Raw genomic sequence first — 14,852 nt, forward strand, 5'->3', positions numbered from 1 at the left:
TGAGCATGAAAACTGGCTCCAGCAGCCCACACCTGCAACTTAACGGAACCGCAACCGTTGCGGCGGCGATTGCGCCACGGGGGCAATTTTGGTGCCGGAGCGAACCTCGACGGGTCCATAGGGTAAGAATTAAGCATGAGCGTTCGAACCCCTGACCCCAATCCCGGCTGGCTCTCGCAGGATGACCTTTTTGAGGCGAGGAGCCGCCTTCCCATGGTTTATGTGGAAGCCGTCCCGGTGCGACTTGACCCGCTGGGATACGTCAACGAGGTAGGAACTCTGCTCCAGGCGGAGGAAGACGGCACCATGGTCCGGTCGCTGGTCTCAGGCCGTGTCCTGTACCGGGAAACAATCCGGGCAGCCCTGTTGCGGCACATGGAAAAGGACCTGGGTCCGCTCGCTTTCCCCCAGCTTCCCATCAGCCCTGTCCCGTTCACAGTGGCTGAATACTTCCCCGCACCGTCCCAGACAGGCTTCACCGACGAGCGCCAGCACGCCGTCGCCCTCGCGTACGTCATTCCCGTGACAGGCGAGTGCGAACCCCGCCAGGACGCGCTGGAACTGACCTGGATGACACCCAATGAAGTCCTCAGTGACAACGTCCAGCTCGAATTCAGTGGCGGGCGCGGTGCGCTGATCCGCCAGGCGCTGTCCTTTGCCGGCGTAGGTTTCTGAAGGCCTCCCCAGCGGAGCGGTGCCCAGCTTTTTCACAGGCACCTTTGTACACTGGACGGTGGACCGCAAGAGAACCTAAGGACTCCCGATGACTTCCACCCCAGCCGAATCGCACTACATGAACAACCAGGCTGGAACCCTGAGCGCGGGCAGCCGCATGATCCTCCCGGACGCCACTTCCAGCGCCGAGATCACCGATGTGAGCGTCGAATACGATGACTTTGGCGCGCCAGCGCTGGTTCACGTCACCCTCACTGACGGTGCAACGCTCCGGATCGGCGTCTCGTCCCAGGTCAAGGTCTTGGCCCCTGGTTCCGCCGGCCTCGCTGCCGTTACCGAGGGTACCCCCTTGCGCTCGCCCGGAGAGCCCGACGGCGGCACCCCCTCCCCTGCGGACAATCACCCCGTGACCGGCACGGGCGCCGTCGTGGTCCCGCCCCTGCCGCCCGCGGCCCCCGCGATCAGCGGACCCACCGATGATGACCTGGCCGCCATCCCCTCCCCCCAGGGTCCACCGGAGTCCGTTATCGAGGACGTCGCGGCACGGCACCAGGGAGCCGATGGAGTGATGCTGCTCACCGACAAGCTGGCCAAGGGCATCAACACCAAGTCCGGAAGTTGCCTGAAGGACCTCAGCGAACTGGCGCACGAACTGTACATAGTGCGCAAGGACAGCGAGGGCGCACTTGCCGTCGCGGACCTGCTGAACGTCCTGCCATTTGATGGAAACCCGGGCCGCTGGACCTCCGTGGAAGCCACGTTGGCGCTCTCCGCCTACATTTGCCGCCAGTCGGGCCAGGATCCGCGCGCTGAAGTGTACGAAAAACTCCTCCGGGCCCCGGACACCCAGGAAACGGATGCATTCAAGGCCCGGATGCAGGCCAAGGTGCGGCAGCGCTCACTGAACGAACCCAACCTGTACGACAAGGAGATCTTCCGGGCCATCGACAATTCGCACCACGACGCCGAACGTGAATGGCGCCTCCTCCGGCTCGAATCGCTGCTGTTCCTCCGCGCACACGGCGGTTCCGAGACCATCGGCGGCCCGGAACTAGAACGCCGGATCGCCAATGAGCTTGAGGCCGTCCGCAGCTGATCCCTGGTTCGGCTGGGCGTGAACTGGGCTTCCCGCCCATACCCGCCCGCACGTCCCTGCACGCTGGGCACTTTTGCCCTTATCAGCGAGCACAACCGCGCTGTACATTCAGGCTCATGGACAACACGCCAAGCGTAGTGATCACTGCCGATGCGCCACAGGTCTGGACCATGCTCCGCACACCCGCACGGGTGGCCCAGTGGCATGGCTGGGAAGCCCCGGACCTAGACGCTGAAGTCAAAGAGATTTACTTTTCTGCAAACGTGAGGGAAGCTCCGGACCACACCCGGCTTATTGTCAACGGAGGCGATACTTTCGTTCTGCAGCCAGTGCCGACTGGCACCCGGGTAAGTATCACCCGGGCTGCCACGGAGCCTGGTGCGGACAGTGCCGCCTGGGACGCTGACATCAACCAAGGCTGGCTTACCTTCCTCCAACAACTTCGTTTTGCCCTGGAACGCCATCCCCATTCCAGCCGCCGGACCATCTTTGCTGACGTACCCGGCGAACCCGGCTCGGCCATCGCTAAACTTGGCCTCGCCAATCTCCCTGCACCGGGCGAGGACTACCGGCTGACTCTTTCTACGGGGGAGCTGATCAAGGGAAAGGTCTGGTTCCGGAGCGCAGACCAGGTTGGCCTGACCGTTGATGAATACGCGGACCACGGTGAGGGCCTACTGGTGGTGGCAGACCAGGCTGTCATTGCGAATGTGCGGCCCCACGGCGGTTCACTGGTTATCGTTTCTACGTACGGACTTGGCGCAACTCGACTTGCTAGCCTGCGTTCCTCCTGGGATTCCTGGTGCGCTGAGAACTACCCCACAGTGCAGCAGGCCAACTGAGGGATCTATCCGATTTGCTGGCACACTTGTATGGTGCCAGCCAATTCCGCTCCTGACCCGTCCTCGCCCGCTGCCGTCACTGCCCCCGCCCAGAGTTTCGGGCACTCCGAGCGCCCCGCGGAGCAGTCGGCATTCTCGTTCACCGTGGGAAAGCGGCTGACCGAGACCTGTTCACCGTCGCCCGCGCAGGTAGAACAGAACGGTGGCCAATTCCTGGGGCGCACCGGAGTCATCAGTACCCCGCACGGTGACATCGCTACCCCCGCATTCATCGCCGTCGGGACCAAGGCCACGGTCAAGGCTGTGCTGCCCGAGTCCATGGCGGACCTCGGCGCCCAGGCACTGTTAGCCAACGCCTATCACCTGTACCTGCAGCCGGGCGCGGACATCCTGGACGAAGCGGGCGGTCTGGGTTCCTTCATGAACTGGCCTGGCCCCACCTTCACGGATTCCGGCGGATTCCAGGTCATGAGCCTGGGCTCAGGGTTCAAAAAGGTCATCGACATGAAGTCCGTGGACAACTCCGGCCCGGACGACGCCGTGGCCCCAGGCAAGGAACGGCTCGCCCACATCGATGATGACGGCGTCTGGTTCAAGAGCCACCTAAACGGAGACCGGCACCGATTCTCCCCCGAGATCTCCATGCAGGTCCAGCATCAGATCGGCGCAGACATCATGTTTGCCTTTGATGAACTCACCACCCTGCAGAACTCCCGCGGCTACCAGGAGGACTCCCTTGAGCGAACTCGGCTGTGGGCACTGCGCTGTGTTGCCGAACACTTCAAGCTCACCGAATCCCGGGTGGGAAAGCCCTACCAGGCGCTGTTCGGCGTGATCCAGGGTGCCCAGTATGAGGATCTACGGCGCAAGGCCTGCCAGGATCTGGGAGCCATGCCCTTTGATGGATTTGGCATTGGCGGCGCCCTGGAAAAAGAGAATCTCGGCACCATTGTCCGGTGGTGCAATGAAGAACTACCTGAAAACAAGCCCCGGCACCTGCTGGGCATCTCGGAACCTGATGACATTTTCACGGCCATCGAAAACGGCGCGGACATGTTCGACTGCGTTTCACCCACCCGCGTTGCACGCAACTCCGCGTTCTACACTCCGCAGGGCCGGTTCAACCTCTCCGGCGCCAAATATAAGCGCGACTTTGGTCCGCTACAGGATGGCTGCGACTGCTACACATGCCTGCATTACACCCGGGCCTACATCCACCATCTCTTCAAAGGCAAGGAAATGCTCTCTGCCACCTTGATCTCCATCCACAACGAACGCTTTGTTGTGAAAATGGTTGACGATGCCCGGCTGGCCATCGAATCCGGCACGTTCTTCGAGTTCAAGGCGGAGACACTGGGCCAGTACTACTCCAAAGCCTCCTAACGAGGCCTGTTCCCCGGGCGCGGTTCGCGGGAGCGGTTCCGTTATGCGGGAGCGGTTCGACGTCGCGGGAGCGCTCCAGCGGAAACGAGCCGCTCCCGCGAAACCGCTGTTATCCACATAGTCGCAGCACACTATTCGGCACGTCGACCGCGCGCCGCATGCTTAGTCCATGACGGCGACGCGCTCCGATCTTCTGCCCACGCGGGGAAACCTGTGGCGGACCCAGGAACTCCTCGACGTGGGCGTGGGGAAACGCACCATCACAGCGTTCGTCGCCGACGGGACCCTTGTGCGGCTCCGCCAGGGCTGCTACGTCAGAGGCAGCTCATGGCTCAAACAGCCTCCAAGTGTCAGAAACCTCCAGTTGATCCACGCACACGCCCATGGAACACGCACGACGTCGGGTGGCCGCTCCCGGTACACCCACACCTCCGGTGCCCGCTTGCACGGCCTTTACCTCTGGAAGGTGGATTCGCTTATTCACCTGACGCAACCGACGTCACCTTCCCGAGACCGGCACGGTGCAGACGTGGTGTGTCACACCGCCATCATCGAGCCCGGCGATCAGGCAAACGTGGCAGGGTTGCCAAGCACCACACTGGAATGCACTGCTGCAGACTGCGGACTCATCCTGCCCTACCGCCCGGCCCTCATCATCATGGACCATGCGCTTCGGCTCGGCGCCGACAGGGCAGTGATTCAGGCCCGCACGGAACACTGCAATGGGCAAAGGGGCGTAAGGAGCCTGCGCCGTGTCCTTGCCGCAGCAGATCCCAGTGCCGAATCTCCAGGCGAAACCCTCACCCGAGATCTAATTCACCAGCTTCGGCTCCCTGCCCCAGAACCGCAGCTCGAGGTGATGACCCGGCTCGGAACCTACCGACTCGACTTCGCATGGCGGGAACGAAGACTGGCTCTCGAGTTCGATGGCAAATCTAAGTACTTTGACTATCGACCCACGGATCAGGTGCTCTACGAAGAGAGACGCCGGGAAAAGGCGCTCATGGAGATGGGCTGGACAGTTCTCCGCATCGAATGGAAAGACCTGTTCAATGAAGGCGAGTTCAAAAATAGGGTTCTTCGCTCCCTGCGAGACTAGCCGCCTATAGTGAGCTCGCTGGACCGGACCAACACCGTGGGAGCGTTCCAGCGAACTCGGTACGATCCAGCGAACCCACTCTGGACTCGGACCCGTCAGGCCACGTTCAGGCCATAGCTTGGCTCGCGCTTTTTGACCCAGCCGATGGCAACACTGGTCAACGGTACAAACAGGAACTCGATCAGCGTCTTGTATACAAAACCCACAAGGACGTAATTGATGAAACCTGCCGCATCGGTAATGCCGATGACGGAGGCGGCAATGCTGCAGAAAATCAGGGTGTCCACGAACTCCCCCGCACCTGAAGATCCCATCAACCGTGCCCACAGGGATTTTTCGCCTGTTCGGGCCTTCATCCGGACCAGGATCCAGGAGTTGATTGTCTGGCCCGCCACAAATCCGAGCAGCGATGCCAGCACAATCTGCGGAACGGGGCCCAGGGCTCCTTCCAGGGCAGTTTGCTTGCTTACCCCGTACTCATCGTTAAACCCTGGAAGCGCAATGACTACCCAAAAGCACAACGAGGCAAAAACGGACAGGGCAAAAGTGGTGATGATGGCTTTGCGGGCGACCCGGAAGCCATACACTTCGCTGATCACATCACCCAGGACGTAGGCCAGCGGAAAGAGGAAAAACCCGCCGTCTGTAATAATCGGACCAAATGCCACACCCTTGGTGGCTCCGATGTTGCTCAGGATCACCACCACCGCCATAACTGCGAGCATGACGCCGAAATAGGGCGATCCGAGGCTGGCGAATTTTGCTGGCGATGGAAGGGAAGATGGCGCGCGGGAAGACATGGCGATCCGTTCGAAGTGGTTTGCGCGGCGCTGCAGCGCAGCCGCCGGCTGTATTAGCACTGGGAATGCTGCCTGGTGAGGACAGTAAATCTATTCTCCCACCAGAGGCGCAGGCGGCGCACCGTGACAATACGCCGACATTTTTGAACATGTTCATTTTTTCATGCTAACTTTTGACCTAGTCCAGAAATGAGAAGATTCACGGAATTCGGGGTCCAGCGTGACTATCAAGAGTGAACAGACCCGTCAAAAAGTCGCGGACATTGCACTCCGGATGTTCCGGGAAATCGGCTTCGAAAAGACCACCATGCGTGCCATCGCCACAGAGGCTGGGATCTCCGTGGGAAACGCCTATTACTACTTTGCGTCCAAGGACGAGTTGGTCCAGGAACTTTACGGGCGAATTCAGGCAGATCATGCCACTCGCGCCACCGTCGCCCTGCAGCAGCACACCGACCTGGGACCACGGCTGAAGGCCACGTTACATTCGGGACTGGATGCCATGGCCCCCTACCACCGGTTCGGCGCCGACTTCATCACCACAGCCATCCGCCCGGCGTCGTCCGTCAGCCCCTTTTCTCCTGGCTCCCGCGCTGCACGACGTTCAGCCGTGGCGATCTTTGAATCCACAGTGGCAGGTACATCGGTGCCAAAGAAGCTTCGCGCCGACCTGCCAGAAATGCTCTGGTTGGCCTATCTGGGGATCACGCTGTTCTGGGTCCACGATACGTCCGCCGGACAGCGCCGCACCCGGGCGCTTGTGGACGGCGCCGCGCCGCTGATTGCCCGCGGCCTCTCCCTCGCACGACTTCCGGGCGTAGGAAAAATCATCGACGACGTCCTGGCCCTCAGCCGATCCGTCCGTCACTGAGCACAGTAACCGCGGGGGAATCATGGACAAAACAGTCGTTCTTGCAGGGGCCAGCGGGTTCATCGGCCGGTATTTCATCAGGCGTTTTGCCGCCGATGGATGGACAGTCCGGACCATTGGACGCCACCGGGGAGATACCGCACCCTGGGGCGAAGAGGCAGCCCTGGTGCAGGTGATCACGGGCAGCAACCTCCTCGTGAACCTCGCTGGGAGAACAGTCAATTGCCGGTACAGCGCGCGGAACCGGCGCCAGATTATCGATTCCAGGGTGCGGACGACGGCGGAACTGGGCCGGGCAGTCAGTAAGAGTTCCGCCCCTCCTGCAGTGTGGTGAACGCTAGCACCGGAACCATCTATCGGCACGCAGAGGACCGGCCGCAAGCGGAATCAGGCGGCGAGCTGGGGGTGGGCTTTTCGGTGGAAGTGGCCAAGGCCTGGGAAGCGGAACTGATGTCCGCCAAGACACCCACGACACGAAAAATTCCGCTGCGAATCACAATTGTGCTGGGCCCGGGCGGGGGTGTCATGCGTCCGTTGAGCATGCTCGTCCGAACGGGCCTGGGCGGACATATGGGCAAGGGAACCCAGAAGTTCAGCTGGGTCCACGTGGCTGACCTGTACCGGGCGGTGCAGCACATCTACGCCACGCCGGGCATTGACGGCCCAGTAAATATAGCCTCACCCCAGGTGGTCGATAACCGCGAGCTGATGCGCCTGGTCAGGGCAGCGTACGGTGCTTGGGCCGGTCTTCCATCACCAGCCTGGCTGTTGAAAATCGGCGCTGTCGTGATCAGAACGGAAACAGAACTCGTGCTGAAAAGTCGCTGGGTGGAATCCCGGCGACTGGTCGAGTCCGGCTTCACTTTTGACTATCAGTCCTTGGCCGAAACCTTGGCGGACATCGCGGCGTCGGATGCCACCGGAAGGAAGTCAACGCGCTAACCGCGGTGTTTCGCCAACTGGCTGGCTGTGTTCACCAGAGCGCCCAGCATCCGTTTCGCGGGAAAAGCCCCATTTCGCTGGAGCGCTCCAGCGAAATGGGGTTTTTCCCGCGACGACGAAACGTTCCCGCGAGCTCGACACGCACACGCCACAGCCAACCCCAGCCCGGAACGGCCCGGCCCGCCCAAGGCCGGCACGGCACGGCCCAAGGAAAGTCCGGGCAGGCCTGCGGAAACCTAGCGGCGTGAGCCCTCGCTGAGGTCCCGGTCCCGGTCTTGGTTCCCGCCGCCGCCATGATCAGCTGCACCGTCGCTAGGTCCAGAGGCACTGGCCCAGGCTGCGCCCTGCTCCGCATCAAGCTGCGTGGGCTTCTTGTTCTTGAGCGCGAAAATGTACACGAGCAGGGAGAGTCCGATTGCCACCGTGACGTAGGTGAAGAACAGTTCGATGTTTCCCGCTTTCTGCAGCGCCGCGCCAATGAGGGGAACCGTGCCGCCAAAAAGCGAGTTTGCGATGGCGTAGCCCAGTCCCACACCAAGAGCCCGGATGGAGGCCGGGAACAGTTCGGCCTTCACCAGGGCATTGATGGAGGTGTAGCCGCCCACAATCAGCAATCCGCCAAGCATCAGAAGGAACGCGGTGAAAGGATCCCGGGTTCCGCCCAGCGCGGAGAGGAGCGGCCAGGTGAAGAGTACGCCTGTGATGCCGAACCAAAGCAGCAGGGGTTTGCGGCCAACCTTGTCCGAGATGATGCCGTAGACGGGCTGCAGGCACATGAAGATGAAAAGCGCCCAGAAGTTAATGACCGAGGTATCGGTCTTGGCGATGCCTGACGTGTCATTCATGAACTTGAGGATGAAGTTTGTGTAGGTATAGAAGGCCACGGTGCCACCAAGGGTGACACCGATACAGATCAGCAGCGGCCTGAAATGCTGCGTGAAAAGCAGGCGCATGGTGCCGGGCTGGGCTTCACCGGGAACTTTCACATGGGCTGCGCGCAACTGGTCGGAGGAGAGGGTTTCTTCCATGGAGCGACGCAGCCACAGCACCACCAGGGCAGCAACCCCACCAATGGCAAACGGAATGCGCCAGCCCCACTCGGTGAGGATCTCGCTGGCCATGGTGTTCTGCAGGACGATCAGCACCAGCAAGGCAAGCATTTGACCGCCCACCAGGGTGACGTACTGGAAGCTCGAGAAGAATCCACGACGGCGGGCTGTTGCCGCTTCGGACATGTACGTGGCGCTGGTGCCGTATTCCCCACCCACGGAGAAACCCTGGACCAGTCGGATCAGGACGAGAATAATGAGGGCCCACACACCCAGGACATCCTTGGTGGGAAGGACGGCAATGGCAAAGGAGCCAGCGGACATCATGGTGACACTGAGCGTCAGGGCGGCCTTGCGGCCTTTTCGGTCCGCATACCTGCCAAAGAACCAGGCCCCGATTGGCCGCATGAGGAAAGTGGTGGAGAAGACAGCCATGGCCTCCAGTCCGGCCTGCAGGTCGCTTTCCGAGCTGAAAAAGTGGGACTGGATGTAGGCCGCAAAAACCGTGTAGACGTACAGGTCGTACCATTCCACGAGGTTCCCGGCGGATCCTTTGAGGATGTTTTTCACGGCCCTGCGCGTTTGCGTGGCCTCGGATGGTGCGGCACTCATCGGCGAGCCTTCCTGTCATCGGCATCACCTGACGCAACACCGCCCGCCACGCTAATCCCTGTGACAGCGAACACCCGCGTTTTGGTCGTATTGTTCACCAGGACAAAGCGCTGGCCGCATCCCGGTGGAAGAATAGGACCATGACTTCCGCATCAGCTGCAGCGTCCACCACCTCCACTCCCGCCGTTGTCCTTACGATTGCTGGCTCCGAAGCCACCGGCGGTGCCGGGGCGCAGGCGGACCTGAAGACCTTCCAGGAGTTGGGCGTCTTTGGGATCGCCAACCTCACCTGCATCGTCTCCTTTGATCCCAAGGACAACTGGAATCACCGGTTTGTGCCGATCGACCAACAGGTCATCGCAGACCAGCTGGAGGCGACGACGGCGGCATACGGCACCGGGTCAGGTGCGGTTTCAGAGCTCGGCACCGTCAAGATCGGCATGCTGGGCAGCCCGGCCACCATCGGCACGGTTGCCACCGCCCTGACGAATGCCAACTTCACCAACGTTGTCCTGGACCCCGTCCTGATCTGCAAAGGCCAAGAGCCCGGGCATGCGCTGGACACGGACGAGGCCCTCAAGGCCCAGATCCTGCCGCTGGCCACCTTCGTCACGCCCAACCATTTTGAGGCAGAGTCGCTGTCTGGACTGAAAATTACCGATGTCGAATCGCTGAAGGCAGCGGCCGTGAAGATCCATGAGATCAGCGGCGCGGCAGTCCTGGCCAAGGGCGGCGTCCGGATTTCCGGGCCCGACGCCGTCGATGTCTTCTTTGACGGGACCACCCTGGAGGTACTCAGCGCCCCCAAGGTGGGCGACGTTGCGGTCTCTGGAGCTGGCTGCTCCCTTGCCGCGGCAGTCACTGCCGAACTCGCCAAAGGAGCCACTGCCCTCGATGCTGCGCGGACGGCCAAGGCCTTTGTTACCGCCGGCATCAAGAACCGCGTCACATCCGGAGCGCCTTTCACAGCGCTCTGGCAGGGTGGACCACGCTAGGGCAGATCCAAGGCAGGACTTTCTGCCGGCCCGGCCCAGAACAATCGACGGAGCCAGCAGGAATGTCCGCCCAGCGACAGGTACCCTGCGCCGGTCTGCGCTTCTACCGCCTCGGGATATTACGGAGGTTGCTGCGGGCCATGGCCACAGCCTCACCTGCGCCCCGGTTCAGCACCACCTTGGACATTGCCGTGGCGAATCCAAGGATCTGGGCTCCCTTGATCTTGGGTGGAATCGAAAGCGCCTGTGGATCGGTGATGAGTTCCACCAGGGAGGGCCCGTTATGCGCAAACGCCTCGCGATATGCGTCTTCGATCCTTTTGGGGTCCGTCACGCGGATGGCATGGAATCCCAGGGCCTTGGCCACCTCTGCATAGTTTGCGTCAGGGACGTCCACTCCGAAGTCCGGCAGACCGTCCACCAGCATTTCCAGCTTGACCATACCCAGTGTGGAATTGTTGAAAACCACCACGTTGAGCGGCAGTCTATGAGCTGCTGCGGTAATGAGTTCGCCCATCAGCATGGAGAGCCCACCGTCGCCTGATACGGAGATCACCTGGCGGTCCGGGTAGGCAACCTGCGCGCCGATCGCGTGCGGCAGGGCATTTGCCATGGAACCGTGGAGGTAAGACCCGATCAGCCGGCGCGTTCCCAGTGGATTGATGTACCGCGCTGTCCAGACGTTGCACATACCTGTGTCCGCCGTGAAGATGGCATCTTCTGCGGCGACCGTATCAAGGATCGAGGCCGCATATTCGGGATGGATTGGGGTGATCTCATCAACCTTGCGGGTGTAGGCACCCACCGCCTTGTTCATCAGGCGATCGTGCTTCTTGAGCATCGAATCCAAGAACCGTCGGCTCTTCTTCGCCGTCACCAGCGGCATGAGCGCAGCCAGGGTGGGCAGCACGTCACCGTGCACTGCAACGTCGACGTCGGTCCGCCGGCCCAGGCGCTGGGATGCCCGGTCAACCTGGGCGGTCCTGGTGTCCGGCAGGAACTGGTCATAGGGGAAATCTGTGCCCAGCAGGATCAGCAGGTCTGCGTCTTCAATACCCTCGGCGGCTGCACCGTAGCCGAGGAGCCCCGTCATGCCGATGTCGTAGGGGTTGTCATACTGCATCAGGTCCTTGCCGCGGAGCGAATGTCCCACGGGCGCAGCAATCTTGGCCGCGAGCGCGATGACCTCGTCATGAGCCCCCTGGACACCGGCGCCAGCAAAGATGGCGACCTTGCTGGCCGCATTGATTGCATCTGCCAGTTCTTGCACGCTCTGGGGGTCAGGGGTGAGGCTCGCCTTGCGGAACGCGGCCGGGGCAGGGGCATCCACCACTGCGTCAAGGCCAGCAACATCTCCGGGAAGGGTGATGACGGCAACGCCCTCCAGGCCAACAGCGTGCTGGATGGCGCTGTGCATGACACGCGGGGCCTGTTCGGCGGTGCTGATGAGTTCCGAATAGACAGAGCATTCGTTGAAGAGGCGGTCCGGGTGGGTTTCCTGGAAGTAGCCGCTGCCGATCTGCTTGCTGGGGATGTGGGATGCGATCGCCAGCACGGGAGCGCCGGAGCGGTTGGCATCATAGAGCCCGTTGATCAGGTGCAGGTTTCCGGGGCCACAGGAACCGGCGCAGACCGCCAATTTGCCGGTGAGCTGGGCTTCAGCCGAGGCGGCAAAAGCTGCGGCTTCCTCGTGGCGGACATGGATCCAGTCAATCCCACCCTTGGCGGATCCACCGGTCTGGCGGACGGCATCCACGATGGGGTTCAGGCTGTCGCCCACAATTCCGTAGATCCGCTGGACACCGGCAGCCTGGAGTTGTTCGATGAGTTGGACGGCAAGTTCTTTGGCCATTAGCGTGCACACTCCCGTGGTCTGTGATTGAGCTGACTGGGTATTGAGCTGACCTACGCCAATATAGTCCGATTGGTCCACGGAGGGTGCCGCACGGGTAGCTAAGAGAGCAGGCTCACAGGTGAAGACGACGCATGTCACTACACCTGGATGGGGAGAAGCGCTCCCCATCCACCGTTCCCCACCCGAGCTCGCTCCCCCCGCTCGCTCCCCCCAGTATTCCCCAGCGGAGTATTCCCCAGCCGACCCTGTTGAATCCGTGCCGCCTAGGATGGAAGGTATCCGCGCACCCAATGAAGGACGCACCATGGCAGAGCACTACAGGTTGGCAATACTTGATGACTACCAGCGGGTGGCCATGGACCACGCGGACTGGGGATCACTCGCTGACCACGGGGTCACCGTCACGGTATTCACCAAGCACTTCGGCTCTGAGCAGGAAGCCGTAGCCACGCTGGCTGATTTTCACATCATCATTGCCATGCGGGAACGCACTCCCTTTCCACGCTCCGTCCTTGAACAGCTGCCCAACCTGGATCTGCTTGTCACCACAGGCCCAGCCAATGCGTCGATCGATGTAACTGCCGCAGCGGACCTGGGAATTACCGTCTGCGGCACGGAAGGCTCCCCCACCGCCGCGCCAGAGCTGACCTGGGCCCTGATCCTGGCTTTTGCCCGGAACCTGCCCATGGAACACGCCGCACTCCGCGAGGGCCGCTGGCAGTCGACTGTGGGTTTTGAACTCGCTGGCCGGACCTTGGGAATCCTGGGCCTGGGCAAGATTGGCCGCAGAATTGCCGCCTACGGTGCTGCATTCGGGATGACAGTGGTGGCGTGGAGTGAGAACCTGACCGCTGAAGCAGCCACGGCTGCGGGGGCCACGCTGGTTGATCGCGATGAGCTTTTCCGACGTTCCGACGTCGTCAGCCTCCACGTGCGCCTTTCTCCCCGCACGGAGTCGATAGTGGGTGCGGCGGAACTCCAACTGCTGGGACCCGACGGGCTGCTGGTCAACACCTCACGCGGCGCGCTGGTCGATGAAGATGCTCTGCTCACCGCGCTGGAGGAAGGGTGGATTCGGGGCGCCGCCCTGGACGTCTACAACCATGAGCCGCTGCCTGCCGGCCATCCACTCCTGAGCGCGCCCAACACGGTACTCGCTCCGCACCTGGGCTTCGTCACTGCGGAGAGTTATGACGCTTTTTACGGAGGGGCGTTGGAGGACGTCCGGGCATGGCTGTCCGGTTCGCCGATTCGTCGCCTGCGGCCATAAACGGCACCGGAAGCCGCCCTTTGGGCCATGCTTGCCCGCGCTACTAACCGGCAGTCAGCAAAGACTCCACCACGTTCGCAGACAGGAGATGGTGGGTCACCAACCGGCTGGCACCAAAGATTGCTGCGCGGTCCCCTGCAACGGAGAGGACAATCCGCAGGTGGGATGTTGCCAGCGGCTGCGACCGGGCGTAGACCACCTCGCGGATGCCGGCCACCAGGTTTTCTCCGCTTTCACCGATGCTTCCGCCGATCACAATGACGGAGGGGTTAAGGAGGTTCACCACTGTGGCCAGGACGTCCCCGATGTCCCGGCCGGCCTGGCGCAGTGCCTGGATGGCCTGGATATTGCCAGCCGCCGCCAGCCTCCTGACGTCGCTTCCGGAGCCCGCTGCCAAACCCGCAGCGGTCAGTTCCCGTGCAATGGCCCAGCCTGAAGCAAGAGCCTCCAGGCATCCGGTATTGCCACAGTTGCAAAGCACTCCATTGCCCCGCGGTACCCGGACATGGCCAAGATCTCCGGCGGTTCCGTCAGCACCGCGCTGCAACTCACCGTTGCTGATGATGCCAGCGCCAATCCCGGTGGCCACTTTGACCAGCAGGAAGTTGTCCTGGTCTGGCCAATGCGCTGTCTGTTCTCCGAGCGCCATGATGTTCACGTCGTTGTCCACCAGGACTGGTACGGGCAGGCTCCGCTGCACGTACCCCGCAACGTCGAAGGCATCCCAGCCGGGCATGATGGGCGGCTTCACTGGCCTTCCCGTGGAATGCGAGACGGGCCCTGGGAGGCCAATGCCCACGCCGGCAAGATCAGTTTCCGGCCGGCCAGCTTCCTTGAGCAGGTCGCGCCCTGCCGCAATGGCGCGTGCCAGGACAGCTTCGGGACCTTCCGTCACCTTCTGTTCCAGGCGCCTGTCGGCCAGAATGTGTCCATCAAGGTCCGTGACAGCCACCATCAGGTGCGTTGCACCCACGTCAACTGCAAGGACCACGCGGGCAGCAGCGTTGAAGGCAAAGCGCGACGGCGGCCGCCCCCCGCTGGAAGTTGCCTCACCGGCCGGTCCCACCAGTCCGGAGGCAAGCAGGGAATCAATGCGTGCCGCGACAGTGGATCGGGCCAGGCCGGTAATTGCTGCCAGCTCCGCCCGGGTCCGGGGTTGGCCGTCGCGCAGCAACTGAAAAAGGTCACCAGCCCGCACCAGGCCCACCCGCAAATCCGGGGGCATAGATCGAATTCCTGATGCAACGCTCATGGACAAGTGATAACACGCAAGCCTTCTTCATGTCACGTTCACAAAAGAAACGCCGACTATTTACATCTTTTGCTTGACCCTCGGCAAAAGTCACCATAGCGTTGCTGGGAG

At 62.0% G+C, this 14,852-nt stretch carries 14 protein-coding genes; 10 read left to right on the forward strand and 4 right to left on the reverse strand.

Annotated elements, in window-relative coordinates; translation table 11 throughout:
* The first annotated feature begins 135 nt into the window (after positions 1–135).
* From QMG79_RS08320 to QMG79_RS08340, 5 genes are all read left to right on the forward strand, one after another.
* Positions 136–675, forward strand: coding sequence for an NUDIX hydrolase family protein (locus tag QMG79_RS08320; RefSeq protein ID WP_283538131.1), 540 nt, complete (start codon positions 136–138; stop codon positions 673–675).
* 88 nt (positions 676–763) lie between these two features.
* A complete protein-coding gene (locus QMG79_RS08325; protein WP_283538132.1) occupies positions 764–1,771 on the forward strand; it encodes a DUF6707 family protein in 1,008 nt (335 codons plus the stop codon).
* Positions 1,772–1,887: 116 nt separating this feature from the next.
* Positions 1,888–2,613, forward strand: a complete 726-nt coding sequence (locus QMG79_RS08330) for an SRPBCC family protein (protein WP_283538133.1) — start codon at positions 1,888–1,890, stop codon at positions 2,611–2,613.
* A gap of 30 nt (positions 2,614–2,643) precedes the next feature.
* Positions 2,644–3,996 (forward strand): tRNA guanosine(34) transglycosylase Tgt, encoded by a 1,353-nt coding sequence (tgt, locus tag QMG79_RS08335; RefSeq protein WP_502934723.1) that lies wholly within the window; start codon positions 2,644–2,646, stop codon positions 3,994–3,996.
* Positions 3,997–4,165: 169 nt separating this feature from the next.
* Positions 4,166–5,095 (forward strand): endonuclease domain-containing protein, encoded by a 930-nt coding sequence (locus tag QMG79_RS08340; protein WP_283538134.1) that lies wholly within the window; start codon positions 4,166–4,168, stop codon positions 5,093–5,095.
* Between the two features lie 95 nt (positions 5,096–5,190).
* Here QMG79_RS08340 and QMG79_RS08345 read toward each other — a convergent pair whose 3' ends face one another.
* On the reverse strand, positions 5,191–5,895 hold the full coding sequence (locus tag QMG79_RS08345; RefSeq protein WP_283538690.1) for a queuosine precursor transporter: 705 nt from the start codon (positions 5,893–5,895) through the stop codon (positions 5,191–5,193).
* A gap of 220 nt (positions 5,896–6,115) precedes the next feature.
* Between QMG79_RS08345 and QMG79_RS08350 the strand changes: the two genes are divergently transcribed.
* From QMG79_RS08350 to QMG79_RS08355, 3 genes are read left to right on the forward strand one after another with little or no spacing between them, the layout of a single operon-like run.
* Positions 6,116–6,766: a TetR/AcrR family transcriptional regulator gene (locus QMG79_RS08350; RefSeq protein ID WP_283538135.1), complete on the forward strand. Its 651-nt coding sequence runs from the start codon at positions 6,116–6,118 to the stop codon at positions 6,764–6,766.
* Between the two features lie 22 nt (positions 6,767–6,788).
* On the forward strand, positions 6,789–7,100 hold the full coding sequence (locus QMG79_RS16590) for an NAD-dependent epimerase/dehydratase family protein (protein WP_349357257.1): 312 nt from the start codon (positions 6,789–6,791) through the stop codon (positions 7,098–7,100).
* Positions 7,097–7,708: a DUF1731 domain-containing protein gene (locus QMG79_RS08355; protein WP_349357258.1), complete on the forward strand. Its 612-nt coding sequence runs from the start codon at positions 7,097–7,099 to the stop codon at positions 7,706–7,708. Before QMG79_RS16590 ends, QMG79_RS08355 begins: the two co-directional genes overlap by 4 nt.
* Before the next feature lie 236 nt (positions 7,709–7,944).
* Here the strand turns inward: QMG79_RS08355 and QMG79_RS08360 are convergent, their stop codons facing one another.
* Positions 7,945–9,369, reverse strand: a complete 1,425-nt coding sequence (locus QMG79_RS08360; protein WP_283538136.1) for an MFS transporter — start codon at positions 9,367–9,369, stop codon at positions 7,945–7,947.
* 140 nt (positions 9,370–9,509) lie between these two features.
* On the opposite strand from QMG79_RS08360, the gene QMG79_RS08365 reads away from it, so the two are divergent.
* Positions 9,510–10,364 carry a hydroxymethylpyrimidine/phosphomethylpyrimidine kinase gene (locus QMG79_RS08365; protein ID WP_283538137.1) on the forward strand — a complete coding sequence of 285 codons (855 nt, stop codon included), beginning with the start codon at positions 9,510–9,512 and terminating at the stop codon, positions 10,362–10,364.
* A gap of 103 nt (positions 10,365–10,467) precedes the next feature.
* Here the strand turns inward: QMG79_RS08365 and QMG79_RS08370 are convergent, their stop codons facing one another.
* Complete coding sequence (locus QMG79_RS08370; RefSeq protein ID WP_283538138.1) at positions 10,468–12,216, reverse strand: pyruvate dehydrogenase; 1,749 nt, start codon at positions 12,214–12,216, stop codon at positions 10,468–10,470.
* Between the two features lie 307 nt (positions 12,217–12,523).
* Here QMG79_RS08370 and QMG79_RS08375 point away from each other — a divergent pair, with 307 nt between their 5' ends.
* Entirely contained in the window at positions 12,524–13,489 is a 966-nt protein-coding gene (locus tag QMG79_RS08375; protein ID WP_283538139.1) for a D-2-hydroxyacid dehydrogenase family protein, read from the forward strand.
* A 43-nt stretch (positions 13,490–13,532) separates the two neighbouring features.
* On the opposite strand, the gene QMG79_RS08380 is transcribed toward QMG79_RS08375, so the two are convergent.
* The gene (locus QMG79_RS08380) at positions 13,533–14,741 is read right to left on the reverse strand and encodes an ROK family transcriptional regulator (RefSeq protein WP_283538140.1); all 1,209 of its coding nucleotides are present in this window, start codon (positions 14,739–14,741) and stop codon (positions 13,533–13,535) included.
* Positions 14,742–14,852 lie beyond the last annotated feature (111 nt).

Origin of the sequence: Pseudarthrobacter sp. PS3-L1 (genome assembly GCF_030063285.1) — a bacterium.
Classification (GTDB): Bacteria; Actinomycetota; Actinomycetes; order Actinomycetales; family Micrococcaceae; genus Arthrobacter.

Bases quoted from the DNA above. Each gene is read 5' to 3' on its own strand.
- QMG79_RS08320 (WP_283538131.1), top strand. From the start codon at position 136: ATGAGCGTTCGAACCCCTGACCCCAATCCCGGCTGGCTCTCGCAGGAT.
- QMG79_RS08325 (WP_283538132.1), top strand. From the start codon at position 764: ATGACTTCCACCCCAGCCGAATCGCACTACATGAACAACCAGGCTGGA.
- QMG79_RS08330 (WP_283538133.1), top strand. From the start codon at position 1,888: ATGGACAACACGCCAAGCGTAGTGATCACTGCCGATGCGCCACAGGTC.
- tgt (WP_502934723.1), top strand. From the start codon at position 2,644: ATGGTGCCAGCCAATTCCGCTCCTGACCCGTCCTCGCCCGCTGCCGTC.
- QMG79_RS08340 (WP_283538134.1), top strand. From the start codon at position 4,166: ATGACGGCGACGCGCTCCGATCTTCTGCCCACGCGGGGAAACCTGTGG.
- QMG79_RS08345 (WP_283538690.1), bottom strand. From the start codon at position 5,895: ATGTCTTCCCGCGCGCCATCTTCCCTTCCATCGCCAGCAAAATTCGCC.
- QMG79_RS16590 (WP_349357257.1), top strand. From the start codon at position 6,789: ATGGACAAAACAGTCGTTCTTGCAGGGGCCAGCGGGTTCATCGGCCGG.
- QMG79_RS08360 (WP_283538136.1), bottom strand. From the start codon at position 9,369: ATGAGTGCCGCACCATCCGAGGCCACGCAAACGCGCAGGGCCGTGAAA.
- QMG79_RS08365 (WP_283538137.1), top strand. From the start codon at position 9,510: ATGACTTCCGCATCAGCTGCAGCGTCCACCACCTCCACTCCCGCCGTT.
- QMG79_RS08370 (WP_283538138.1), bottom strand. From the start codon at position 12,216: ATGGCCAAAGAACTTGCCGTCCAACTCATCGAACAACTCCAGGCTGCC.
- QMG79_RS08375 (WP_283538139.1), top strand. From the start codon at position 12,524: ATGGCAGAGCACTACAGGTTGGCAATACTTGATGACTACCAGCGGGTG.
- QMG79_RS08380 (WP_283538140.1), bottom strand. From the start codon at position 14,741: ATGAGCGTTGCATCAGGAATTCGATCTATGCCCCCGGATTTGCGGGTG.